General features: G+C 58.0%; 15 protein-coding genes and 2 pseudogenes. 15 read left to right on the top strand and 2 right to left on the bottom strand.

The window, feature by feature from the left end:
- Positions 1-202: 202 nt before the first annotated feature.
- The 14 genes and pseudogenes from Q3C01_RS33250 to Q3C01_RS33185 form a co-directional block, all read left to right on the top strand.
- Positions 203-328: pseudogene (locus Q3C01_RS33250) on the top strand (dTDP-4-dehydrorhamnose 3,5-epimerase family protein); the annotation flags it as partial.
- Between the two features lie 119 nt (positions 329-447).
- Positions 448-1,533, top strand: a complete 1,086-nt coding sequence (locus tag Q3C01_RS33245) for a hypothetical protein (protein ID WP_458149492.1) — start codon at positions 448-450, stop codon at positions 1,531-1,533.
- Between the two features lie 374 nt (positions 1,534-1,907).
- Entirely contained in the window at positions 1,908-2,726 is an 819-nt protein-coding gene (locus Q3C01_RS33240) for an ABC transporter permease (RefSeq protein WP_458149491.1), read from the top strand.
- Positions 2,716-4,068, top strand: coding sequence for an ABC transporter ATP-binding protein (locus Q3C01_RS33235; RefSeq protein WP_458149490.1), 1,353 nt, complete (start codon positions 2,716-2,718; stop codon positions 4,066-4,068). The genes Q3C01_RS33240 and Q3C01_RS33235 overlap by 11 nt, the downstream gene beginning before the upstream one ends.
- Positions 4,061-9,652 (top strand): rhamnosyltransferase WsaF family glycosyltransferase, encoded by a 5,592-nt coding sequence (locus Q3C01_RS33230; RefSeq protein WP_458149489.1) that lies wholly within the window; start codon positions 4,061-4,063, stop codon positions 9,650-9,652. Before Q3C01_RS33235 ends, Q3C01_RS33230 begins: the two co-directional genes overlap by 8 nt.
- A 37-nt stretch (positions 9,653-9,689) precedes the next feature.
- Positions 9,690-11,519 carry a hypothetical protein gene (locus Q3C01_RS33225; protein ID WP_458149488.1) on the top strand — a complete coding sequence of 610 codons (1,830 nt, stop codon included), beginning with the start codon at positions 9,690-9,692 and terminating at the stop codon, positions 11,517-11,519.
- A complete protein-coding gene (locus tag Q3C01_RS33220) occupies positions 11,516-12,463 on the top strand; it encodes a glycosyltransferase family 2 protein (protein ID WP_458149487.1) in 948 nt (315 codons plus the stop codon). Before Q3C01_RS33225 ends, Q3C01_RS33220 begins: the two co-directional genes overlap by 4 nt.
- Positions 12,464-12,720: 257 nt before the next feature.
- On the top strand, positions 12,721-13,488 hold the full coding sequence (rfbF, locus tag Q3C01_RS33215) for a glucose-1-phosphate cytidylyltransferase (protein WP_458149486.1): 768 nt from the start codon (positions 12,721-12,723) through the stop codon (positions 13,486-13,488).
- On the top strand, positions 13,488-14,573 hold the full coding sequence (gene rfbG / locus Q3C01_RS33210; protein ID WP_458149494.1) for a CDP-glucose 4,6-dehydratase: 1,086 nt from the start codon (positions 13,488-13,490) through the stop codon (positions 14,571-14,573). The genes rfbF and rfbG overlap by 1 nt, the downstream gene beginning before the upstream one ends.
- Positions 14,570-15,121, top strand: a complete 552-nt coding sequence (rfbC, locus tag Q3C01_RS33205; protein WP_458149485.1) for a dTDP-4-dehydrorhamnose 3,5-epimerase — start codon at positions 14,570-14,572, stop codon at positions 15,119-15,121. Before rfbG ends, rfbC begins: the two co-directional genes overlap by 4 nt.
- The gene (locus tag Q3C01_RS33200; protein WP_458149484.1) at positions 15,118-16,344 is read left to right on the top strand and encodes a methyltransferase domain-containing protein; all 1,227 of its coding nucleotides are present in this window, start codon (positions 15,118-15,120) and stop codon (positions 16,342-16,344) included. Before rfbC ends, Q3C01_RS33200 begins: the two co-directional genes overlap by 4 nt.
- Positions 16,341-17,195, top strand: coding sequence for an NAD-dependent epimerase/dehydratase family protein (locus Q3C01_RS33195; RefSeq protein WP_458149483.1), 855 nt, complete (start codon positions 16,341-16,343; stop codon positions 17,193-17,195). Before Q3C01_RS33200 ends, Q3C01_RS33195 begins: the two co-directional genes overlap by 4 nt.
- Positions 17,189-18,568, top strand: a complete 1,380-nt coding sequence (locus Q3C01_RS33190; protein ID WP_458149482.1) for an FAD-binding oxidoreductase — start codon at positions 17,189-17,191, stop codon at positions 18,566-18,568. Before Q3C01_RS33195 ends, Q3C01_RS33190 begins: the two co-directional genes overlap by 7 nt.
- Entirely contained in the window at positions 18,565-19,299 is a 735-nt protein-coding gene (locus Q3C01_RS33185) for an SDR family NAD(P)-dependent oxidoreductase (RefSeq protein WP_458149481.1), read from the top strand. Before Q3C01_RS33190 ends, Q3C01_RS33185 begins: the two co-directional genes overlap by 4 nt.
- Positions 19,300-19,408: 109 nt before the next feature.
- On the opposite strand, the gene Q3C01_RS33180 is transcribed toward Q3C01_RS33185, so the two are convergent.
- On the bottom strand, positions 19,409-20,593 hold the full coding sequence (locus tag Q3C01_RS33180; RefSeq protein ID WP_458149480.1) for a putative sugar O-methyltransferase: 1,185 nt from the start codon (positions 20,591-20,593) through the stop codon (positions 19,409-19,411).
- A gap of 363 nt (positions 20,594-20,956) precedes the next feature.
- On the opposite strand from Q3C01_RS33180, the gene Q3C01_RS33175 reads away from it, so the two are divergent.
- The gene (locus Q3C01_RS33175; protein WP_458149479.1) at positions 20,957-22,852 is read left to right on the top strand and encodes a hypothetical protein; all 1,896 of its coding nucleotides are present in this window, start codon (positions 20,957-20,959) and stop codon (positions 22,850-22,852) included.
- 96 nt (positions 22,853-22,948) lie between these two features.
- Here the strand turns inward: Q3C01_RS33175 and Q3C01_RS33170 are convergent.
- Positions 22,949-24,079, bottom strand: a pseudogene (locus Q3C01_RS33170) (NF038122 family metalloprotease); the annotation flags it as partial.

The following is a 24,079-nucleotide window of genomic DNA, read 5'->3' as shown; positions in this document are numbered from 1 at the left end:
AGCGTCCTTTCCCCGCGCTCCATCTAACGGCTTTGGTGCGCCGAACTTCCAGCAGAGACCTCGGTCATGGCTTCCCCATCCAGAAGCCGGGCGACAAAGCGCAGGCGCTCTTCCATCACAAAGCTCGCTTTCCACAGCATCCACACCGCCCGCAGAACAAAAGCGGAAAGTGTAACCCATGTGTGCGGTACGTTCCGTCGCCTCGCGCGGTGCCATCTTGGATGTGGCCGTCGATATCCGGGCTGGCTCGCCTACGCACGGTGCTCACGTGGGGGGTGAGCTGTCAGCAGCAAGCTGGAAACAACTCTGGATTCCGCCGGGCTTTGCAGATAGAGATCGGCTGGGGCGTCTTGGCGCGGCTCTGGGAAAGAGCGCTTGTCGGCGATACGTCAGTTGACCTCGCTGAGGCCGTATGAGGCCCATCTTGTCGTCTCGTAACTCTCATCCATGATGTTTCGCAGATTCACTGGCAAGGACAGCGTCGTTCCGCGACAGGGGTCGACATTTGTCAGCGATTTGGCCGTCATCTATCTGGCGCGCTATGCTGAAGGAACAAGACCGGTCATGAACTTCATCGAGTCCTTCGAGCGTCATTCGCCCGGGATTGCGCATGATCGTGTGGTTATCCGAAAAGGTTTTCCATCTCGTAAAACTGCGCTCGACCAGAGCTTGGCGCGTGCATTTCCCCATTCCGTGTCGCTGTCGGACGACAGCTTCGATATCGCTGCCTATGCTGACGCTGCCGCCCAGCTTCCGCATCGTCGCGTGGTTTTCCTTAACACATTTTCGGAAATCGCGGCGGACGGCTGGCTGCGCAAGCTCGATTCGGCGTTTGCCGATAGCGAGGTCGGAATCGCCGGAGCCACCGGTTCCTATGAAAGCCCTCTGAGTAGCATGAAGCACGTTCAGAAGGGGTGGTGGCTGCTTCAGAGCAAGGGGATTCCAAATCCGGCCGGCACGCTGCGATTGCTGCAGGCGATCAGAAGGCGCTTACCGAAATGGTTGGCGACCAAACTGGTGTCTATCGCAATCTCCTATTTCTCCGCACGCTCGTCGCGCGCCAATTGCGACCAAACGCTGGATGACAGATTCGAAGCCTACTGGGCCAATCAGATCGGCCCCGGCGGCGCGCTGGCGCGCCTGAAGGACATGAAGGTGTTTCCAAATCCACACATCAGAACGAATGCTTTCATGATTGAACGAAAGCTCTTTCTCGATGTGCTGCCCGATTCGCTCGAAACCAAAAACGATTCATACCTGTTTGAGAACGGTCCGGACGGGCTCACACAGAAAATTCTTCGGCGTGGCATGAAAGCGGTGGTGGTGGGAGCTAACGGGCGCGCGTACGCGATGGAGGAATGGGGCGATAGCGGTACATTTCGCCTTGGAGACCAGCACAATCTTCTCGTCAAGGATAACCAGACTCGCGCATTCCAGAACATGAATGCGGCCGAGAGGCGTGCGTTCACGATAATGACTTGGGGCGACGGCAGAAGCCCACCTCAACCGGCAGGTCCCAGCCGAGTGCAATAGGGCAGATCTCTCAGGTACGATATTACCAACAATCTGTGCGCGATTGATTGTACAGCGTGGCGCACGTTGGTAAACAAGCCCCCTCGATCTGCCTCGGTGGGTTCCAACTGACATTCCAATAGCTTAATCGATCTGGAATCGATATTCGCAGTTTCCTGGAGAGATGAATGCACGTCGTTCGCGCGAACATTTGTCATGCGCAATTGCTATCACTCCCCACCGGTGCGACGGCCCCGGGATCGGGGTGCGCTAGTCGTGGCGTCGCAGGAAGCGGGCGGCCTGATGGAGCGCCGCGGCGTCTTCGGCGGTTCGGACAGCCTGCTCAGCAGGAATGCTTGAAAGCTGCGAGCCGATGCCGCAGCGGTTCTTGACCGATGCAAGATTTTTCAATTGTTCCACTGAACATGCTGACGAGCCTTTGGCGCAGGCGCGGCCTAATAGCCGCTCTGGTGCACCGGGAAGTGGTCGGACGTTATCGCGGATCGGTGCTTGGCCTCTTCTGGTCATTCTTCAATCCGATCCTGATGCTCGTCATCTACACTTTCGTGTTCAGCGTGGTTTTCAAGATGCGCTGGAATATCGCGAGCGACTCGAAGACTGAGTTTGCGATGGTGCTGTTTCCCGGACTGGTTGTATTCACACTGTTCTCGGAATGCCTAAATCGCGCGCCCAGCCTAATCCTGAGCAACCCGAACTACGTGAAGAAGGTGATTTTCCCACTGGAGATACTGCCTTGCGTCGCGCTCGGCTCGGCGATCTTCCATGGTGCGGTGAGCCTGTGCGTATGGTTGATTGCGTATTTGGTCTTGTTTGGGGTCCCGCACTTCACCATTGTGCTGATTCCGTTGGTCTTGCTGCCGCTGTTGCTTTTTATCCTTGGGGTGAGTTGGTTCCTTGCCTCACTGGGCGTCTATCTGCGCGACGTGGCGCAATTCATGAGCATGGTCACTACGGTTCTGATGTTTCTGTCGCCGATCTTCTATCCGGTGAATGCGTTTCCGGAGAACTATCGTAGTTTTCTGTTCCTCAATCCTATGACGCCCGCGATCGAGCAGGCGCGGGACGTGCTGTTCTGGGGGAAGGCGCCAGACTCGTCGATGTACCTGATCTATCTTTTGGGCGGTGCCCTCGTCGCTTGGTGTGGTTTTGTGTGGTTTCAGAAGACTCGTCGAGGGTTCGCCGATGTCCTCTAGGGAAACTGCGATCAAGGTGGAGGATCTCAGCAAGTGCTACCAGATCTACGACAAGCCGCACGATCGTTTGAAGCAGTCCTTGCTTCCGCGGCTGCGAACGATGATTGGCAAGCCGCCGCAGCAGTATTTTCGTGAATTCTGGGCTCTGAGAAACGTTTCCTTTGAGGTCAAGAAGGGCGAAACCGTTGGCATTGTCGGGCGCAACGGCAGTGGAAAATCGACCCTGCTGCAGATGATCTGCGGAACCGTGAATCCTAGCGGCGGCACGATTAAGGTCAACGGTCGCGTAGCTGCTCTGTTGGAATTGGGTGCCGGTTTCCATCCGGAATTCACCGGGCGCGAGAATGTCTACATGGCCGCGACGCTCTACGGTCTGACCCAGGCCGAGATCGGCAGCCGTTTCGATCGGATCGCCGCATTTGCCGATATTGGTGACTTCATCGAGCAGCCGGTCAAGACCTATTCGAGCGGCATGTATGTCCGTCTGGCGTTTGCGGTTATTGCGCATGTCGACGCCGACATTCTCTTGGTCGACGAAGCACTCGCAGTCGGGGATGCGGTGTTCACCCAAAAATGCATGCGGTTCATCAGGGAGTTTCAAAAGCGCGGAACCTTGCTGTTCGTCAGCCACGATACCGCTGCCGTACAGAACCTGTGTGAATCGGCAATCTGGCTATCGCACGGCCGGGTCCAGATGACCGGCAAGTCCAGAGAGGTTTCCGAAAGCTACCTCCAGTTCACGCTCCAGGAAGTCTACGGCGAAGAAGCCAAGTTGATCTCGGTTGCGTCAGACCAGCCGTCTCAAACATCGGTAGTGGACCCTCACACGGCCCCAATCGTGGATTATGGCGCCGTGGCCAGCGTACAGGACAATACCAAGGCAGCTACCGGCTGGAAGACCGGCCGCGCCGAAATTCAGTCGGTTTCTTTGACGAAATTGTCTGCCGGTCCCGAGGGGGTCTACGAGGGCGGCGAGCGTGTTCGCATGACTGTCCGCGCCAAAGCACATGGTCCGCTCGACAAGCCAGTCATTGGATTTTTGATCCGCGACCGTTTGGGGCAGGACCTATTCGGAGAGAATACCTTTCCGTTCACTGACCGGTTACCGGTACGCATCAAGCCGGACACGATCTTTGAAGGCGTGTTCGAGTTCCGGTTACCGATGCTCCCGAACGGGCAGTATGCCGTCATGGCGTCCCTCGCAGACGGGGACCGCCATGACAACATCCAGCATCATTGGATGCATGACGCGCTGATCGTCAACGTCGCTTCAAGCAAGGTTCGTTACGGACTCGTCGGCATTCCGTTCGAGCGGGTCGAGTTGCAGGTTAAGAATGATTAAACGGACGCTCCACGAACTCTACGCCAGCCACACCGGAAAGATGTCCGACAAGTGGTCGCTCTATCTCGATGAATATGATCGCCTATTCTCGTCGATACGGGATCGTCCCGTTCGGATGCTTGAGATTGGTGTCCAGAACGGCGGTTCGCTCGAGATCTGGTCTCAATTCTTTCCGAATGCAGAAGCGATCGTCGGCTGTGACATCAATCAGGATTGCAAGGTACTGACGTATGATGATCCGCGCATCGGCGTGGTCATCGGCGATGCGAATGATCCGCAGACGCAGCAGTCGATTCTGCAGCGGTCGGGACAGTTCGACATCGTGATCGACGACGGCTCACATCTGTCCACCGATATCGTCAAGACCTTCGCTCTCTATTTTCCGAATCTTTCGGAGGACGGCCTCTTCATCGCCGAAGATTTGCATTGCAGCTACTGGGATCGCTTCGAAGGCGGACTCTACCATCCCTTTTCCTCGATCCGTTTTTTCAAACGCCTTGCCGATGTCATCAACCATGAGCATTGGGGAGTGCCCGAGGCCCGTGGCGAAGTTTTGCGCGGCATATTCGAGGAATACGGCTGCGGGCTAGATGAAGAAACCTTAGCGCTGGTTCATTCGGTCGAATTTATCAATTCGATGTGCGTCGTGAGGAAATCGGCCGCTGCGAAGAACGGCCTCGGTCTGCGCGTCATTTCCGGCCGCGCGGAGCTGGTTCTTCCTGCCAACAAGGAATGGAACGGCACTCCGTACAAACTGGACCCGATCTTCGACCAGACCAAGAATATCTGGAGCAATCTGTCTTCGTCGCCCGACCAGATGCTCCCTGAGATGGCGCGCGACCTTGCTGCGTCAACCGATATCATCTCGGGTCTCAAGCGCGATCTCGCCGCGTCAGCCGAGGTAATCTCGGATCTCACACAGAGAGGCGAACAGCTAAGTAATCAGCTGGATGAAATTCTAAGATCGACCAGTTGGCGCATGATGGCGGCACCACGGCGCCTTCTAAGTGGCGTGCGGAATCTGGACTTCGATGCCTCCCGGATCTCCAGTCTTCGTCCGATACTGGGCGCGCGCGTGAAGTCGCTCAGGCGCTCCCTTTCAAATGGCAATTCGGCGACAGCCGAACGTCTTCGCAAGTTCGTTCTGCGGCGCGGTTTGGCGTTTTATCAACAGCACATGAGGCAGACCCAGCTGGGTCGCGCTATCGGGCAATATATTCGTGACCGTGGGCTGATCAGTTCCTTCGACGTCTATTCGAGTGTGCTCCAGGATGGCAACCCGAAAGCCAACTTCCACACCCTGGACGCTGAGCTCCTTTCGCAGGTGCCAGGCTATCATCTGAGCCCTCCGCTCAATTTCGAAGTGGCCGACGACCTCGCCGTTCGCCCCTCCGTCAACGTGCTGTTGCCGAGCCTCCGCCTCAAGCACATGTCCGGCGGTCCCATCACCGCGCTGCTGCTCGCATCCATGCTAGCGGAGCGCGGGGAACGCATTCGGCTGATTGCGTGCGATGCGCCGCTGGAGGGTGAAGATGCCGCCTTGTTCCCGTACATGGAGAGGTTACTAAACCGGCCGGTCGACAGGGATCGTATTGAGATCGTCGATGGATTCAACCGCACCAAACCGATCTCGATCGGCATTCGCGACGTATTTTTCGCAACTGCATGGTGGACTGCGCAGATTGCGACTTACGCTGTTGCTAAGACGGTCAACAGGACTTTCATTTACCTGATTCAGGATTTCGAGCCGATTTTACACGAAGGTTCCACCCTTCAGGCGCGCGCGTTCGAAACCTACGGTCTGCCGCATATCCCAGTGATCAATACTCGACTCCTGCTCGATCATTTGGTCCAGGAAGGCGCCGGACGCTTCGCAGATCCTGGGTTTGTGGCCGATGCGCTATGGTTCAATCCGGCTCTCGATCGCGGCCATTATTTTCCCGTCGCTTCTCCACCATCTGGCAAGAAAGTATTGTTGTTCTATGCGCGACCAAGCATAGCCCGCCGCAATCTGTTCGAACTTGGTCTAGTCGCGCTGCGTCGGGCGGTCGCGTCTGGCGCCATCGACAAAGACAACTGGGAAGTGTGGGCGATGGGCGAAAAGATTCCGCCGATTGCGCTCGGCGAAGGCGTCATGCTCAATCCGCTGCCATGGATGAGTTTTGATGAATATGCCCAACGCGTCCGTACCGCGGATCTTATGCTATCGCTAATGTTGTCGCCCCATCCGAGCTATCCGCCATTGGAAATGGCTGCTTCGGGGAAGCTGGTCGTCACCAACAGCTTTTCGGTGAAGACGGCGGAGCGCCTGCGGGCGTTCTCGCCTAATATCATCGTTGCGGAGCCTACTGCTGAAAGCGTCGGGCAGGCCGTTATAAATGCAGCAGGGCGGATTAATTGCGGATTACCGAGTTACGATCCCTCTGGCGCGATGGAACTACCAACTGACTGGGATCAGAGCCTAAGCGGAATAGCTTCGAAACTGATTGCGCGGCTCGAGGGCATCCGCGAGTCCGTGCAGGAAATGACGCAGTTTGCTGCGCCAGGCCTGCCGTACTCGCCGAAGAGCGACTATGAAGTATATCGCAAGACGAGCCTCGCTCGTCGTCGCTCGGATGGAACGTACCACCAGACGCCCGGCCTGATTTCGTTCGTAACCACGGCCTACAATACCGACCCTCGGTTTCTCGAAGAACTTGGCAATAGCGTTTTTCTTCAGGACGGGGGGGGGCATTTCGAATGGCTGATCCTTGACAACGGCTCCACAGAGGAGGGGACTCGCCACGCCCTCGCAAGGCTTGCGCGACATCCCGGCGTGCGGCTCGAGCGTGTTGATAACAATCTCGGCATCGTTGGTGGAATGCGGTACTGCCTCGAGCGGGCGTCCGGTCGTTATATTCTGCCGCTCGATTCCGACGATTTAATTGAGCCCGATTGCGTCCACGTTCTCACTCGATTCATCGAGGATCACAATTATCCCGCTCTGCTCTTCACCGATGAAGACAAGCTGGATTCCGGGCGATTTCCTTCGGCGTATTTCAAGCCGGATTGGGATCCCGTGCTGTTCGTTCACTCATGCTACATCGCTCACCTTTGTGCCATCGATCGGGAACTGGCAATCGAGCTTAGCTTGTACAGCGATAACTCTGCCGAAGGTTGTCACGACTGGGACAGCTTCATCCGTTTTATGCTCGCCGGCAAAGAGCCGAAGCATGTTCCGGAAGTGCTTTACAGTTGGCGGATGCACACTGCATCGACATCCGGAAACATCGAATCGAAGTCGTACATTACCGAGTCACACCGTCGGACACTGCAGAGGTTTCTGGATCGCTCCGGCGCAACGAATATCGAACTCGTGAACAGTCCGCTGTTCCAGTACAATGTGGACTGGTGGTTTCGGCGAAAGCGATCGGATGAGCAATCGATCCAAACGATTGTGATTGGCGCAGCGAATGACGCCGTGAAGGCGGTAGAGGACCCAACGGCGATTGTGTTGGGGCGCGGAAGCCTTGCTGATCTCGCTGATGCCGTCGATGGGATCGGCAGTGATCTGATCCATTTGCGATGGCCCGACGTCTTGCCGCTCGACGATGAGTGGCGCTGGGACGCCATGGCGCTCCTTGAATTGTTCACCGATGCGGTGATGGTCGGCGGCCGGTTACATGATGGCTCCGTGATCGTCGATGGCCCACGCGTTTTCGGCTTCGGCGACGGCTGCGATTGTCCGGAGCGGGGACGCCCGCTGACCGACCCCGGCGAAGGCGCGCGCATGTGGAAGGCGCATTCGGTTTCGGCGGTTTCGACGGCGCATTGTGTGGTCAGGACATCGTTTCTAAGGCAGTGCCTGGTTGAAATGCGGCGCGAAGTCGTTGGGATGGAAATGCTCGGTCCCTGGCTCGGGGCGATGGCAGCAGAGGCAGGCAAGCGAGTGGTCTATTCGCCATTCATGGTTGGCCGCCTAGAGAGAGCCGACGCGGCGGTCGCTTCCAAGACTGATACCGCGCACTGGTTGTCGCGGTTCTGGTCACAGGTTCCTGAGACGCGGTTTTACTCGCGGCGACTCGGTTTGACCCACGACACGGCCTATGTCGCCGTTTCGGATCAGGAGCGCCTTGACCACCTGCGAGCCCTGCAGAAGCGCACACTCGGATATGAAGACTGGCTGACAACCGACTTGAGGATGCGCCACGCGCGCTACCCGACGCCGGCCAACCCAGCGACGGTTTCAATCGTGACGCCGGTTTACAGTGGCAGTGACCTTGAGCTACTCGACGAGTTAGCGCGCTCGATCGGCCGACAGACTCTGAAACCCTCGCAATGGCTGTTGATTGTGAATGGACCGATGCCCGAGGCCGCGCTCGCGAGGATCCATCGGCGTGCCCAAAGCGATTGGGGTGCGCAGGTGATCGTCGAGCCCGAAGCAATCGGAATTGTTGCGGCGCTGCGCAGTGGGCTCGAGGCATCCACAAGCGACTATGTCGTTCCAGTCGATGCCGACGACCTAATCACTGATGATGCCATTCAGATCCTGGCTCACCAGATCGACGAGAAGGGGCGTCCCGATTTCCTGTTTTCGGACGAGGACGCGCTCATCGCGGGCCGGCCGGCTGCGCCCTATCTGCGGGGAGCTTATGATCCGTTGTTATCGCTAGACAATTCTACCATCTGGCATCTCTGCGCCATGAAGCGCGAAGCTGCTATTGCCGCCGAAGTCTATAGCGACGTGAGAGCGAATTGGTGCCAGGACTGGGACAGCGTTTCCCGTATCGCGAACATGGGCGGACGTATCGAACATGTTCCTGAAATTCTCTATCATTGGCGGCAGCACAGCGGCTCGACCACCAACAATTCCGAAGGCGACGCGCGTCAGCTGGAATCGGTCAGATACATTCTTGAAAGACAGATAGCGCACTGCACGAACCCGCGGAATTTTGCGATTGCCGATTGGCCCGAGAGCCGCGGTGCGCGCGAACTCTATATCGAGCGGCGGCCAGGCGATCTGCCTGAGTTTATCTGGTATGGCGACGCACTTGCGGGCGGCCAGATATCTTGTGATCAAGATGCGATCATGGTGTTCGCCAGTGATGGTGTGTCCATCGATAGCAGAAGTGTCTTCATTGAGGCGACGCGTCTGTTTGAGCTGCACCCGCACGTAGGCGTGCTTGGCGGCAACGTCGTCAATGCAGACGACGTCATCGTCGATGGGTGCTATATGAGAAACACGAGCGGCGAACTGGAGGGACCCTGGATAGGCCGCACCGCCACAGACGGCGGGCCATATTCGTTGGCATTGAAGACGCAGGCGGTGGACCTGCCCGGCGCCGCGCTGGCGTTTTTCCGTGTCGCGGCCCTTAAACAGGCAGGGCTATGGCCGTTGCCATCGGGAACAAATCACGCGACGATCGTGTGGCAGATGAGTGCGGGACTTGCAGCGGGAGGCTGGACTGCGGGCTTCTCGCCTCTGATTCGTGGTCGTGCGCTAACAGCGTTGAAACTGCATTACGCGGCGAGGCCGGCAGCCCAAAACTCCGCCGCTTCCCGCGCGCTTGTCCGCTATGGCAGGTCTCGCAACTTCGTTCTTTGAAAGGCCGATGCGGCCGTTCACCTGGAAACACTGACTGATGACCTCAAGATCTTTGGTATCTCCCAAAGCAGGATATTGGCTGCTCATATCTCTCAGCGCCGTGCCGGCGGTTTATCTGCTGTTAGCAATCCAGTATTCCGCGATCACTGTACCATTCTGGGATCATACCGAGCTCATTCATTGGATTGCCGCCTGGCGAGAGGGCAATTTTCACGTCTCAAGTCTTTGGGCGCCTCACAATCACACCAGACCGTTCGTCTATCGACTGGTGATGCTAATGAACGCTGTTGCGACAGATTGGGATGTCCGGTCGGAATACATCTATCTCTATCTGTCAATCTTTGGGACGTTTGCCAGTTTCGTCCTGTTGGCGCGCCGTCTGATCGGTGAAGCGAACGCGGTGTTTCCGGTCACGCTGCTGTCGGTTTCGCTCATCCTGTTTTCGCCAGTCGGCCACAATAATCACTGGTGGTCGATGATGTTTCAGCTCGACGCCACCAACTTCTTCATCGCGCTGAGCTTCTTATTGGTGTTTACGCGGCCAGAGATTTGGAGCAGCCATGTTGTTGCGGCGGTCAGTTGCTGGCTGGCGGCGTTTACGTTGACCAATGGCTTTTTTGCTTTCGTCGCTATCATCGTCACATTCCAGCTGTCCGCGGCGAAGTTAATGCGGCCAGACCGGTTCGCCGTGTTTTGGGTGGCCAATTTGCTCGTTGCATCGGCTTGCTATCTGCCGGGCATGCAAATGGAGAGTAGTCCGACGCACCCAAGCCTGTTGGAACTGCTGGAATTCTTTCTGACATATCTTGGTGCTCCCCTCGGCGGACTGCTTTGGTTTCCATATCGCAGTATGTTCCACTTGCCGATCTCGATCGCGACCAACGTAATCTGCGGCTGCATTCTGCTCGCGTCCTGCGCAGTGCTGAGCCTGGATGGGTTGCCGCGACTGCGCAAGCGCCATCCGGCTGCGATGGTTCTGTTTGGCTTCGCGGGTTTTGCGATGCTGTCGGCAGTCGCGACGGGCTGGGCGCGAGCCACTTTTGACGAGTACGGCGTGGCCAACGGAAATGCCAGCCGCTACACCATGTTCGGCTCTTATTTGTTGCTCGGTCAGGTTTATTATGTCGGCGCCGCTCTGGCGCATCGATGGTGGGGTGAACAAGCCCACTCGATACTTGCGCGCCGTATCGTCTTTGTGCTGGCAGGCCTCTTTGCCTGCGCGGCGTTCGTAAGCTACGGCCGGGCATGGCGAGTCTATGCCGACGCACACGAATTCAACCGCAGTCTAGCGCAGGCTTATGTCTGGGGACTCGATCCGGTTCCTGAGGATCGCTTCATACATCCTAACCCGGAAGCGGTGACCTATCTGAAACGCCAGCTTCAATTGCTCGAACTGGGGCCCTACGGCAATCGGGCCTATGTTAAAGCGCAATCTCCAGTAGGCCGATTCAGCAAGCCCGTGTATTTGTCTGGCGCGCGGACGGTCAAGCAGCGCTTCGTCGCCGCCGATGACGGCCTCAAGCGGTTATCTTTGAAATTCGTCACGCCAAATGGCAACGCGACAAGGGGTATCGTGAGTTGGCAACTGTCGGAAGTCGGAAGCCAGGAGCCGCTCGCGCGCGGCGATGTCGAAGCCGGCGGGGCGCGGGATTGGGCACCACTGATCCTCAAAATTCCCTATGGCGCGACCAGCAAGGGGCGGACCTACGAGTTGGCTTTGTCGGGCACCGGCGAAGACTCTACCGCCCTCGGTTTGCCGCTCTATGAACCCGTCGAGAGCAGCGGTCAGCCAGTATTGCTATCAGACGATGGCGAAGCGCAGCATGGGCGTTTCGTCATGGAATTGACGACGGAGTATGCGAAGTGAACAACGATCGGCCGCTACCGCGCATTACGATTGCCTGCCCTGTCTATAATGAGGAAACTGTCGTTCCGTTGTTCTTCGCACGGATGCTGCCGGTCATCGAGCAGCTTTCGGCACGCTATCGCGTCGAGCTGCTGTTTCTCAACAATGCCTCAACGGATGGGACTTATGCCGAAATTTGCAAGCTGCGCGCTCAATATGACTTTGTCTATGTGATCACGCTGAGCGCCAATGTCGGCTACCAGCGTTCGCTGGAGTGCGGATTGCGCAACGCGCAGGGCGAGGTGATCGCTTTTATCGACGTCGATTGCGAAGACCCGCCCGAAATGCTGTTGGATTTTGTAAGCTATTATGAGAAGGGCTTCGACATCGTCTATGGCGCGCGAGTCGATCGCGAGGAGGCTCGACCGGTCAAGGCGCTACGCAAGTTTTTCTACCATGTCGTGCGGTTGCTGGCGGACGAAGATATCATCCTGTACATGGCCGAGTTCTCGTTGCTTACTTCCGAAGTTCGCGACGCCATTGTGAACGATCACAACTCGTTCCCGTTCATCCGTGCGTCGATCTCGCGGATCGGCTACAAACGGATCGGTCTACCGTACAAGCGACAACGCCGCATCGCCGGGAAGACAAACTACAATCTCGTGGGAATGACGATCTTTGCTATCGCCGGCATCCTGTCATCGACCACATTACCCTTGCGCTTGCCAATCTATGCGCTCCCGTGGTGGCTCCTGCTCACAGCTATATTGGGATCTGCATACATCTTGACCCAAAGCCCGTGGCTGCTGCTGCTAAACTTGTTGTGCGGCTGCACGTATTTCGGATTTACCGCGGCGTTCACGGCGCTTTACGTGGCCCGATCCTACAAGAATGGCCTCGGGCGGCCAAACTATGTCGTGAATCGCCGATACACGCACGTCCAAGGTTCGGTGGCAGTGTCGTGAACGAGAACGGCGCCGCGGGGGGCGGGTTGGTACCTGACGTCACGATTTCGCGCCGCGCCGGGCTCTCCTTTTGCGGCGGGGGTGGGGGTCTATCCAGTATGGCCCAGATTTCCTTGATTTTGGCCGGGCGTGCCGATAAGGGTTTTCGGCATTTGCCCCCAATAAAGGGACTTGCTTGGTCCATACATCTGGACGCAACGCCTTATGCCGCCGGCGCATTCGCGGTGGTTCCGCTCTCGAATTGACTGGGAGACAAGATGAAAGCGATCATTCTCGCCGGTGGATTGGGTACCCGGATCAGCGAAGAGTCCCACCTCAAGCCAAAGCCGATGATTGAAATCGGCGGCAAGCCAATTCTCTGGCACATCATGAAGATGTATTCGCAGCACGGAATCGATGATTTCGTGATCTGTCTTGGCTACAAGGGCTACGTCATCAAGGAGTATTTCTCCAACTACTTCCTGCATACGTCCGACGTTACGTTCAGCATGCGCGAAAATCGCATGGAGATACATCAAAAGTTCGCCGAGCCTTGGCGCGTGACGCTGGTTGATACCGGCGAACTCACCATGACCGGTGGTCGCCTGAAGCGGGTCGCGCCTTATCTCGGCAACGAATCGTTCTGCTTTACCTACGGCGATGGTGTGGCGGATATAAATATTTCGGAGCTCATCGCCAAGCATCGTGAGGCTGGGCGCTTGGCGACGGTGACCGCGATCCAGCCACCCGGCCGCTACGGCGCTCTGCACATCGAAAACGAGACAGTTCACCATTTCCAAGAAAAACCGGCTGGCGACGGCGCCTGGATCAACGGCGGTTTTTTCGTGCTCGAGCCTGGTGTGCTTTCCTATCTCGACGGTGACAACACCGTATGGGAACAGCAACCCCTGCAGCGGCTGGCTGCCGAGGGTCAATTGTCCGCCTATCGACACAGCGGCTTCTGGCAGGCAATGGACACGCTTCGCGATAAAAATCATCTCGAGGAATTGTGGTCGTCAGGAAGGGCGCCCTGGAAGATTTGGTGATGATGTTCGGCGATATCTACAACGGCCGCCATGTGCTGGTTACTGGACATACCGGCTTCAAGGGAAGCTGGCTGACCCTGTGGCTCAAGGAGCTAGGCGCAAAGGTCACGGGAATCGCACTTCAGCCGGAGACCGATCCCCACCACTTCGGCCAACTAAACCTCGATATCGAGTCGCACTTCATCGATATTCGCGATCAGAGACCGCTACGTGATCAGATACGGGAGTCTGATCCGGAGGTCGTGTTCCACATGGCCGCTCAGCCACTGGTGCGCCGCTCCTATCGCGCGCCCCTTGAGACTTGGGCCACCAATGTCATGGGGACCGCAAATGTGCTCGAGGCATGTCGTGAGGCTAAGCGCCTTACCGCGATCATCGTCGTGACTACCGACAAGTGTTACGAGAACAACGAGTGGGTCTGGGGTTATCGAGAGACCGATCGTCTAGGGGGGCATGATCCCTATAGCGCGTCCAAGGCTGGGTGCGAACTGGTTGCCGCAAGCTACCGGAAATCATTCTTCAACTCGCCTGACGCACCGCTGCTGGCCACGGCGCGCGCTGGCAATGTGATCGGTGGTGGCGACTGGTCGGAAGATCGACTGATTCCGGACTTGGTGCGAGCGATCCAGCACGGTAGGCCCGTGGAGATCAGATCGCCAACGGCAACGCGACCCTGGCAGCATGTGCTCGAGTGCCTATCGGGTTATCTCATGCTCGGACAGAAATTGATCGGACGCGATTCCACATTTGCCGAGGCCTGGAATTTCGGACCCGATCGGGAAGGCAACCGCCAAGTTCGGCAGGTCCTCGACGCAATCAAGCGGCAATGGCCGGCCGCGGAATGGTGTGACCCCGGTCAGGCTCAAGCGCACGAAGCGCATCTGCTTCAGGTCGATAGCGACAAGGCCCGTCAGCGAATGCAATGGCAGCCAGTGTGGACCTTCGACGAAGGTGTAAGTGCCACTGCCGAATGGTATCAAGCCTGGCTCGAACGAGGCGACGTCCTCAGCCGTGCGCAACTCGCGCGCTATGTGGCACGCGCTAACGCTCGGAAGCTGGCGTGGGCCGAGGGGGAGGCCTCATGAAGCTCGAGCAGACCGGCATCGAGGGTGTCTGGGTTGCCGAGAGCATGGCCAACCAAGACCAGCGCGGAAGGTTCTCCAGGCTGTTCTGCGCGCGCGAGCAACAGGACATCATCGGATCGCGATCGATCGTTCAGATGAATCAATCCGTCACCCGAAGCGTGGGCGCGCTCAGGGGGCTTCATTTTCAATTCCCTCCACATGCGGAAATGAAGATTGTTCGCTGCCTTAGGGGGCGCGTGTTCGACGTTGCTGTCGATTTGCGTAAGGGTTCGGCAACGTTCCGAAGATGGACGTCGCTCGAACTCACGCCAGAAAATCGCCGTGCCTTGGTCATCCCGGAAGGATGTGCCCACGGCTTCCAGGTGCTAGAGCCGGATTCCGAACTGCTTTATCTGCATACCGCGTTTTACGCCCCTAAAGCAGAAGGCGGAGTTCGCTTCGATGATCCGATGATTGGCGTGGATTGGCCACTGACACCGACCGACCTGTCCGAGAGGGACCTCCATCATCCGCTTCTCGACAAGAATTTCGAAGGAATAGCGGTATGAAATGTCGTCATTGCCATCATGAACTCGAACACGTTTTTCTCGATCTCGGTCACGCTCCTCCATCGAACGCCTATCTCTCGGCGAGCCAGTTGCGAGCGCCAGAGATGACGTTCCCGCTGCGGCTCTACGTCTGCGACAAATGCTGGTTGGTCCAGACGGAGGACTATGCGGCGGCCGATGAATTGTTTTCTCGCGATTATGCCTATTTCTCCTCGACCTCGCGTAGTTGGTTGCAGCACGCGGCGCGTTACGTGGAGAAGATCACTGACATCCTCAAGTTGAACCGAGACAGTTTCGTAATCGAGGTCGCCTCCAATGACGGCTACCTGCTGAAGAATTTCGTTGCAGCCGGGATCCCATGCCTCGGTGTCGAGCCCACCAGCAGCACAGCCGACGCAGCGGAAAAAATTGGCGTTCCCGTGCTGCGCAAGTTTTTCGGCGTGGCGACGGCGACGGAGCTAGCGGAAGCGGGCAAACGGGCCGACCTGATATGCGGTAACAACGTCTACGCGCACGTGCCTGATATCAACGACTTCACGGATGGCCTTCGGATCGCACTCAAAAAGGGCGGTACGATCAACCTCGAGTTTCCCCATCTGATGAACCTGATCAGGTTCAACCAATTCGATACGGTCTATCATGAGCATTTTTCTTATCTTTCCTTAACCGCCGTCGTTGGCATATTTGCAAAGGCAGGGCTGCGTATTTTCGATCTGGAGGAGCTGCCGACCCACGGCGGTAGCCTGCGCGTCTACGGATGCCACGAAAGCGACCCGCGGAAGACACGGTCTGTCGTGTTGGATACGCTGGAGAAGGAGAATGCTTATGGCTTGTGTGACCTAGCCATTTACAAGGGATTTCAGCAGAAGGCGGACAAGGTCAAAGATGATTTTGTCGAATTCTTGATTGCCCAAAAGCGCGCAGGTAAATCGGTCGCGGCGTATGGTGCTGCGGCGAAGGGGAATACGCTGATGAACTATGCGGGGGTCAAGCACGACCTCGTGAGTTTCGTCTGCGATGCCGCGATCTCAAAGCAAGGCAGCTATATGCCGGGCAATCATCTCGCTATTCTGCCGCCGTCCGAACTTGCAAAGGTTAGGCCCGATTGGGTTGTCATCTTTCCCTGGAACATCGCCGACGAGGTGGTCCAGCAGCAGAAGCAGGTTTTGGGAACAGGCAGCAAATTCGTCATCGCCGTTCCGGAACTTAAGGTTCTGCCGTGAAGGTTCTGGTGACGGGCGCGACGGGGTTTGTCGGGCGGCATGTCGTCAGCGCGCTGCTCGCCAAAGGTCATTCCGTCACCGCCGTCGCCCGCGATGCCGACAAAGCACGGTCGATGCCGTGGTTTACGCAGGTCCACTTTATCTCTTGCGACCTTCACGGCGACTTCCGACCAGTAGTTTCGGGGGATTTTCGGCCCGATGCGCTGATCCATCTGGCTTGGCCCGGTCTACCGAACTATCGCGACTTCTTTCACCTCGGCCGCAATCTCCCTGCTGACTTGGCGTTTCTCGAAGCAGCCGTGGACGCGGGTTTGTCGCAAATCATGGTAGCGGGCACCTGTCTTGAATATGGCATGCAGTACGGGCCACTGACCGAAGAAGCCGCAACCGCGCCGATCACGGCGTATGGCTTTGCCAAGGACTCTCTGCGGAAATCTCTGCAGTTCTTACAGCAGCAAAAGCCGTTCACCCTGCAATGGATGCGGCTGTTCTACATGTATGGCGAGGGACAAAACCCAAACAGCCTACTCGCGCACCTCGATCGCGCAATTGACGGAAGCGCGCCGTTCTTCAATATGTCCGCAGGCGATCAGCTCCGCGATTATCTGCCAATCAATGCGGTGGCCGAGAATTTCGCATTGGCTCTTGAGATGCCATTGGCCTGCAATGGTGTTATTAACTGCAGCAGTGGAACGCCGATCTCGGTGTTGGATCTGGTGTCACAGCATCGGCGCTTGCGATCAAGTCAGATTGAACTACGCCGCGGTCACTTCCCCTATCCCGATTACGAGCCGATGGCGTTTTGGGGCGTGCCGTCCAAGCTCAACGCGCTGAAGGCGCGGTCGTGGTGACTGGTCCGAGCGGGCAGGTCGCGCCATCCAAGGTATCCGACGCGCCGCGGGCGGACCAGGATTTCGTCAGTTTCGATGGTCGCATTCGTGCTCGGGGGCAGTTGCAGCAGCCAGATCGCTATCGCTATTGGCGGAGCGATTTGACGGAAACACCGCGCATTTCGCGAGGTTCTGGGCTTTCTTATGCAGCGGCAAGCTTCCTGCAAGATGGTTTATCGGTCTCGCACCGTTCTTTCGATCGCGTGACGGATTTCGATTCCGCGAGCCATGTCGTTGAGGTCGAGACAGGCATCTCGCTCTATGCACTGCACCGCTTCCTGTCCGCGCACCGGCTTTATCTGCCGATTCAGCCGGGGCACGGCCGAATTTCGGTGGGAGGATGTATTGCCGCCGACGTCCACGGCAAGAGCCAGAGTCGCGATGGCACGTTTATCAACCAGCTTGAGTCGATAACCTTGCTGCATCCGTCCCACGGGATGCTCGAGCTATCTCCGCTGAAAGATCCGGACCTGTTTCGGCTGACCTGCGGTGGTTACGGACTTACAGGACACATCATCCGGGCGCGGCTTCGTGCCTCACCGGCGCCGGCGACTTGGGTCGAAATGCGCGCCGTGCCGTTTGCCAATGCCGCAGAAGGATTCGATCGCCTTCGGCTCGCCGCGCGCGACGCCGATTTTGCCTATACATGGCACGATATGGCGTCATCGAAGGCCAGTTTTGGAAGCGGCTATTTGTTTGAGGGCAGGTTCGTCGACAAGGGTGGCGCATTGGCCGTGCCGGACGACGAACCGCCAGTGCTGTCATCCGAAAGCCGCGGTCGCTGGCCAGTTTCCTTCATCGGTGCGATCGCAGCCCGCGGCCTTAACCTGGAGTTTCGACGGCGGCAAAAGTCTACTTTACAGGGGCAGGTCATTTCCTTGCAGGATGCGCTTTTTCCGGCTCACAAAACGCAGCTATATTTTCAACTCTTCGGTGCCGCTGGCTTTCGGGAGTATCAGGCGATCCTTCCTGACGAGGCAATTGAGGACTATGTCGAATCAGTTCGAACTTACGTCCGTGAACGGCCTCTGCCGATCACATTGTCATCGGCGAAGGCATTCGTAGGAACGCGGGAGTTGCTCCGCTTTACCGGGACAGGCATTTGCCTCGCCTTGAATGTGCCAGCCGGTGAAGCCGCCGATCGGTTGATGGCTTTTCTCGACGAGCGAGTCATCGCGCTTGGCGGTCTGCCGAATATCATCAAGGATTCGCGCTTGCCCCGCGCTGTGGTCGACGCCTGCTATCCCGAAGCCGATCGATTCCGCAGCATGCTTCATGCGCTCGACCCTAAGCGCCTATTTCGTTCCATCCTGTCGGAAAGGTTGGGCCTGTGAGGGCGCTGGTAGTTGGAGCATCCGCGGGTGTAGGACGGGCGCTCTGCGACGCACTTGCGATGCGTGGTACAGCATTGCTTTTGGTGGCAACCGATGCGCAGGATCTCGATACGCTCGCCGCCCATCTTCGATTGGTCCACGGCGTCGAGGTGCAAACGGTCGCCACTGATGCCAGCGTTCCGCCGGATTGTGTGGACCGGATTGCGGCGGCCACTTCGAAGTTCGGTGAGATCAACGAGCTCTATTTTCCGATTGGAGCATCGCGGCGAGACGACGTCGGATTTCTGAATACGGATGACACGCTGAGGATCGTGAATTCCAACCTGACCGTCGTGATGGCAGTTACGGCGTATTTTTTGCCACGGCTCTTGCAACAGAAACGAGCGCGCATTGTCGGTTTCGGTTCGATCGCCGCCAGTCGCGGAAGGAAGGCCAACGTGGTTTATTCGTCCGCGAAGCGGGGGCTCGAGAGCTACTTTGAAAGTCTACGCCATCTAACCGTCGGCACCGGCCTGCTCGTTCAGTTCGTTCGGCTTGGCTATGTCGAAAGTCAACAATCGTTTGGCCAGCGTCTCTTGTTCCCGACCGTTTCGCCTGCAAAAGTCGCAAATTATGTAATGGCGAACGCGCATGACGACATTGGAGCGCGTTTCTTTCCTGGGTTTTGGGCGGGAGTGGCTTTCGTCATCTCCCGTCTACCCTGGTTCATATTCAAGAAGCTGAATTTCTGAGGGGCAAGCGGCAGCTAGGTAATACCGCACTCAGTACTCCTGCGGACCTCGCGTTCATTCCGCAGCGCTCGCCCTGCGGTTGGCCCCCGAAGAGGGGCGCCATTCCAAGCTACCAGGTCAAATACTCTTCGACGTAGCCACGTCGTGTCCAATATGGGAAACGAGTTGCAGTTACGTCTGCGTCTTTTGAATATAGATCGCGGACCGTAAAGTCATTGTGTTCGTGATTGATAGAAAGGACAGTGTTCGTGGCTGACCGCGCGAACTTCCAGTATGCCTCTGCGGTGTCGCGGGACATTTCAGTCCACGAATCGATGTTGACGATCAAGTCAAAGCGGCCGGCGCTTGGTCCGATATCGCCCGCAGACATGATTTTGATCTGCGCGCTTCCATCTTCGCCGCTGAGCCGAATAGAATCCGGGCCAAGCACGCGTCCTAGGAAATAGGCCTGAGCTGCATTACTCAAGGGAATGTCGACGATCGTGTAGTCTTTGACACCAAGTAGGTTTGCGAAATAGGCCGTGCGCCCGAGGCCGGCGCCGATTTCCAAGACCCTAAAGTCTGGGCGTTGTTTTGCGATCTGCGCGATCCGCCATGCCTGATAAATGGCGTGAACGGAACGGAAGCCAACTACTCCCCGGCTCGACGGTAAGCCGAGTTCGCCAGGAAATGGGTTCGGAAACGCTAGATTGACGTTGAGGGCCGCCTCGATCTGATCAAGGATTTGGTCAGTCGTTCGTGCCGCCTTCTCGTGCACGCCCACTTGATGTGGCTCGGTTTCGAGGTAGGGAACGCGGCGAGTTCCGAGCGCTTCTGCAACAGATGTCAACCCGTTCATTAGCCACAACGAATAGAGCGACTTCCAATCTTCTGATTTGTTCAGTTGCTTGATTACGTTCTCGTGTGGCTCTACAGATCCAGGCGGTGCCTTTGCGATGGCGTCAAAGCCCCAGAAGAATGTGGTCTCGGCTGGATTGCGCAGAAGCTTTGCCGCTTCTTGAATATCCGATCCATTGAGCGCGTCATGAATTTCCTTCTTTATGATCGTAAGATCGCGCTCCCACATGGAATCTGTCGCCGGACGATGCCGATCAAACGCATGTTTATAGGATGCCATCACGCGCGCCACCAAGGGAAGATCGTTCCCATGATCTGCGGAGGGTGTGTGAACAAGCGGCATCGGCGGTGTGGACGGAGCGCTATTGAGAAGCCAAGCGAAATGCTCAAGGTTCGGTGTTGCCGGGGGCGCTTCTTCCGTTGAGGAGCGCGCCATCAAACGACGCATAAATTGCATATCCAAAGTTCCTTTACGAAGCCGTGCGCCTTCTCGCGTCCACACGATCCGACCAAGTGTGATCGGCACTCACGTGACAATAGTCAATTCTCCCGAAGTGGACAGGACTTATTCAGGGATCGCACGGCAGGCGCAAGGGCTGAGACAAAGCGGGAGGCCGAAGAACCTCCCGTCCCATTCAAATGATGAGCGCGGGCGCCGATCGCACAGGAACGGCAACCGCCAGGGGCTCATGGTGTGCGCCCGCCGATTGAGGCAGTAAAGTTACCGGCGCCGCAAATCGTAGTGTCAACACAATTCTACATCGATTGCATTCGCGGGTTTCGCAGTTATAAGCGGGTGGATCGCGGTCAGGAGATTTGTGTGATTGGTAGGGTGACAGCGGCTCTACTCGCTTGCGGATTGGTGGTCCTGTGCGTGGTCGGCCTTCCGCCCTGGCCACCTTTTAATCACCTGCTCGGCAATCTCGGGGATCTCTCCGACGATCTCGCCTTCGCGATGGCGCAGCCGGCACTCTTGCGGCAGGGGGCGCAGTGGGGACCCGAGGTTGTCTTCACTTACGGGCCGCTCGGCCTGCTAGCCTCGTTTCCGATCTATCCGGAGCACGTCAAGCCGCTGCTCGCCTTCCACGCCGTCTTCGCCGGCATAACGGCTACGCTCCTGATCGCCGTGGTGTGGCGCAGTTTCGATCGCGCCTGGTCCCGGGCGCTCGCCCTCATGCTCGCGCTCGCAAACGCCTCCGTATGGGCGATCGGCTGGACCGAGGCGCTGTGGATCGCGCCTGCGCTATGTGTGGGCGTAATCTCCCTTTCCGGACCGAAGCCATCGCGCTGGCTCACTGCGCTGCTCTACGCAGCGACCACGTTCCTCGGCGCCGCGGCGCTGGTCAAGTTCAGCCTGACGGCCATCTATGTCGGCGTCTTTGGACTGATCGGTTTGCGGGACGTCCGCTGCGGGAAGGTGCCGGCGCTGAGCCTGTTTTTCGCCGTGAGTGTTCTGGGCTGCTGGCTGCTCGCCGGGCAGCAGATCGGCAACCTGGCCGTGTGGCTGCAGGCATCGGCGGATCTGTCGGGCGGCTACAGCGACGCCATGTCAAAGGGGTTTTGGCAGCCCTACGGGCCCGCGACGGTGGCGGTGACGTACCTGGCCGCAGCCGGGCTCGTCGCCGTCGGCCTGCTCTCGCGCGGGCCGCTCTTCGACCGCCTGATGCTGACGGCGCTCGCCGCCGGCGTCTCGCTCGTCAATCTCAAGCATGCGTTCGGCGGTAATCAGATCGAGCAGTCCGTGATCATGGTCGTGCTTGCGGCGACGCTGATTGGATTTGTCGGCTCCGCCTGGTCGCGGGCCGCGGCGGCGCTGTCTGTTGGCGCCAGCTGCCTGGTATTGTGCTGGACCAACTTCCAGCCCCTGCACTCGATACGCGATCACGCGGCGTCGATGGTTGGCGCGCTCAGCGGCAACTACGACTACGCCGCCACGGGCGGCGAACGCCTGCGCGAGCAGATCCGGCGGCTCGCCGATCTGCCGGAAGGCCTTGCCGGGACAGCCGACGTTTATCCCCGCAAGACGGGCGTCGTCCTCGCCGAGCCCGGCCTGACCTATGATCCACGCCCAGCCTATCTCTCGCTCAATGCCCATACCGAGAGGCTGGCCGAGCAGGACGCCGCCTTTCTGCGCTCTCAGCGAGCTCCGCGCCTCATCCTGTTCGAGATCCGGCCAGAGGAGCGTGTCAACGACCGCTACCCATCGACTGACGACGGTCGCTCCTGGCCGGAGATCTGGTCGCGTTATCGCCTGAAATCGACCGGTCGCTTCCTGGTCTACGAGCGCCGGGCAGCGCCGCTATCGTTTTCACTGCGGCCCATCAGGACAGGGCGGTTCGCTTTCGACCAGGTCCTCGAGATCGATCCCGCGGTGCGTACCTGGGCAACCGTCGACGTTCGGCCGACGTTGCTAGGGCGCCTGGTTGGCGCGCTTTACAAGGCCCCGCGGGTCATGCTGAACATCGTCTACGCCGACGGGTTGCCGGCCAGCTATCAGATCGTGCCCGCCCTCGGCCGTGCGGGTTTCCTGCTGTCACCCTCGATCACGACAACGGAGGAATTCGCGGAGATCTCCGGACGCCGCGTCCAGACGATCCGGATGACTGTCGAGGATGACAAGAGTTGGTTTTACGAGCGCGACTTCGGGCTCGAGCTGTCGGAGCTGCAGATCACGGATGAGCCGAAGGCACAGGCGCAAGCCGGCCCGGATCGCTAAGCGGGAGCTTCAGTCCCGCGTCTTACCGTAACGGATTGACCTGGGTCGTTCTGCCTCCTACGGAGGCGGTTGCCTTTAAGTCGTGACGAGTATCCCCTAGACGAAATGAAAATTGCCTTGATGCGCTAGTAACTGCGCAATTGCAGAATGCTGGAGGGTGATGGCGTCACCAGGAGCGTCCATGACGGACGTATCATCGTGAGTGATGGCCAATACCGATCTCAGATCAGCACCCTTATCGAACTGAACTGCATCCCTCGAGTCTCCGAGATGGAGGCCGCTTTGGTCAAGTGTCGGCGTGAACACGAAACTCTCGTGCGCAACACGATAGAGTGGTGAGCTATCGCTTTGGCTGGGCGGCGTAGCTGCGAGCGCCCCAGCGTTCAGGTCGTCGACAAAACGGAAATCATTCTGGAAATGCTGATCCAGCAATTGGGAAAGCGCATCCGCGGCGCTCGAGCTAGAAGTAGGGCCGATCGTACCGTCGCCGTTGAGGTCCTGATGGAAGATCGTCTCGAATGACTCCAGCGATCCGCTGTTTGGCGAGGCGTTCGCGAGGAGATCTGTGACATAGCTGCCGCTGCTGTTGACGCTCCAGATGTTGTAGAGGCCGGTGGCAGCATTCTTCCAGGCAACGTCGTAGCCGCCGCTGACAGCCTCTGCACCGAGGATGCTCCAATAGCTGCCAAACTGGCCGGCAGTGAGCGCCGCCCCGCCAAACGTCAGCACCGGTCCGCTGTTGCTCCCGACCGGCTCGAGATAATAGTTGGTCCCAACCTGTACCAGGCTGGTCGCGCCAAGTGCCTCGATCGTCGTCCCGACAAGGCCGATCGTACCATCGCCGTTGAGGTCCTGATGGAAGATCGTCTCGAATGACTCCAGCGATCCGCTGTTTGGCGAGGCGCTCGAGAGGAGATCTGTGACATAGTTGCCGGCGCTGTCGGTGCTCCAGATGTTGTCGAGGCCGGTGGCGGTATTCTTCCAGGCGACGTCGTAGCCGCCGCTGACAGCCTCTGCACCTAGGATGGTCCAATAGCTGCCAAACTGGCCGGCCGTGAGCGCTGGCCCCCCAAACTTCAGCACCGGTCCGCTGTTGCTCCCGACCGGCTCAAGATCATAGTTGGCCCCAACTTGCACCAGGCTGGTCGCACCAAGTGCCTCGATCGTCGTCCCGACAAGGCCGATCGTACCATCGCCGTTGAGGTCCTGATGGAAGATCGTCTCGAA

The sequence above is a fragment of the Bradyrhizobium sp. UFLA05-109 genome (assembly GCF_054185165.1).
The sequence above is the reverse complement of the archived record's forward strand: the minus strand, read 5'-3'. Positions and strand labels throughout refer to the sequence as shown.

Bases quoted from the DNA above. Each gene is read 5' to 3' on its own strand.
- Q3C01_RS33245 (WP_458149492.1), top strand. From the start codon at position 448: ATGATGTTTCGCAGATTCACTGGCAAGGACAGCGTCGTTCCGCGACAG.
- Q3C01_RS33240 (WP_458149491.1), top strand. From the start codon at position 1,908: ATGCAAGATTTTTCAATTGTTCCACTGAACATGCTGACGAGCCTTTGG.
- Q3C01_RS33235 (WP_458149490.1), top strand. From the start codon at position 2,716: ATGTCCTCTAGGGAAACTGCGATCAAGGTGGAGGATCTCAGCAAGTGC.
- Q3C01_RS33230 (WP_458149489.1), top strand. From the start codon at position 4,061: ATGATTAAACGGACGCTCCACGAACTCTACGCCAGCCACACCGGAAAG.
- Q3C01_RS33225 (WP_458149488.1), top strand. From the start codon at position 9,690: ATGACCTCAAGATCTTTGGTATCTCCCAAAGCAGGATATTGGCTGCTC.
- rfbF (WP_458149486.1), top strand. From the start codon at position 12,721: ATGAAAGCGATCATTCTCGCCGGTGGATTGGGTACCCGGATCAGCGAA.
- rfbG (WP_458149494.1), top strand. From the start codon at position 13,488: ATGATGTTCGGCGATATCTACAACGGCCGCCATGTGCTGGTTACTGGA.
- rfbC (WP_458149485.1), top strand. From the start codon at position 14,570: ATGAAGCTCGAGCAGACCGGCATCGAGGGTGTCTGGGTTGCCGAGAGC.
- Q3C01_RS33200 (WP_458149484.1), top strand. From the start codon at position 15,118: ATGAAATGTCGTCATTGCCATCATGAACTCGAACACGTTTTTCTCGAT.
- Q3C01_RS33180 (WP_458149480.1), bottom strand. From the start codon at position 20,593: ATGCAATTTATGCGTCGTTTGATGGCGCGCTCCTCAACGGAAGAAGCG.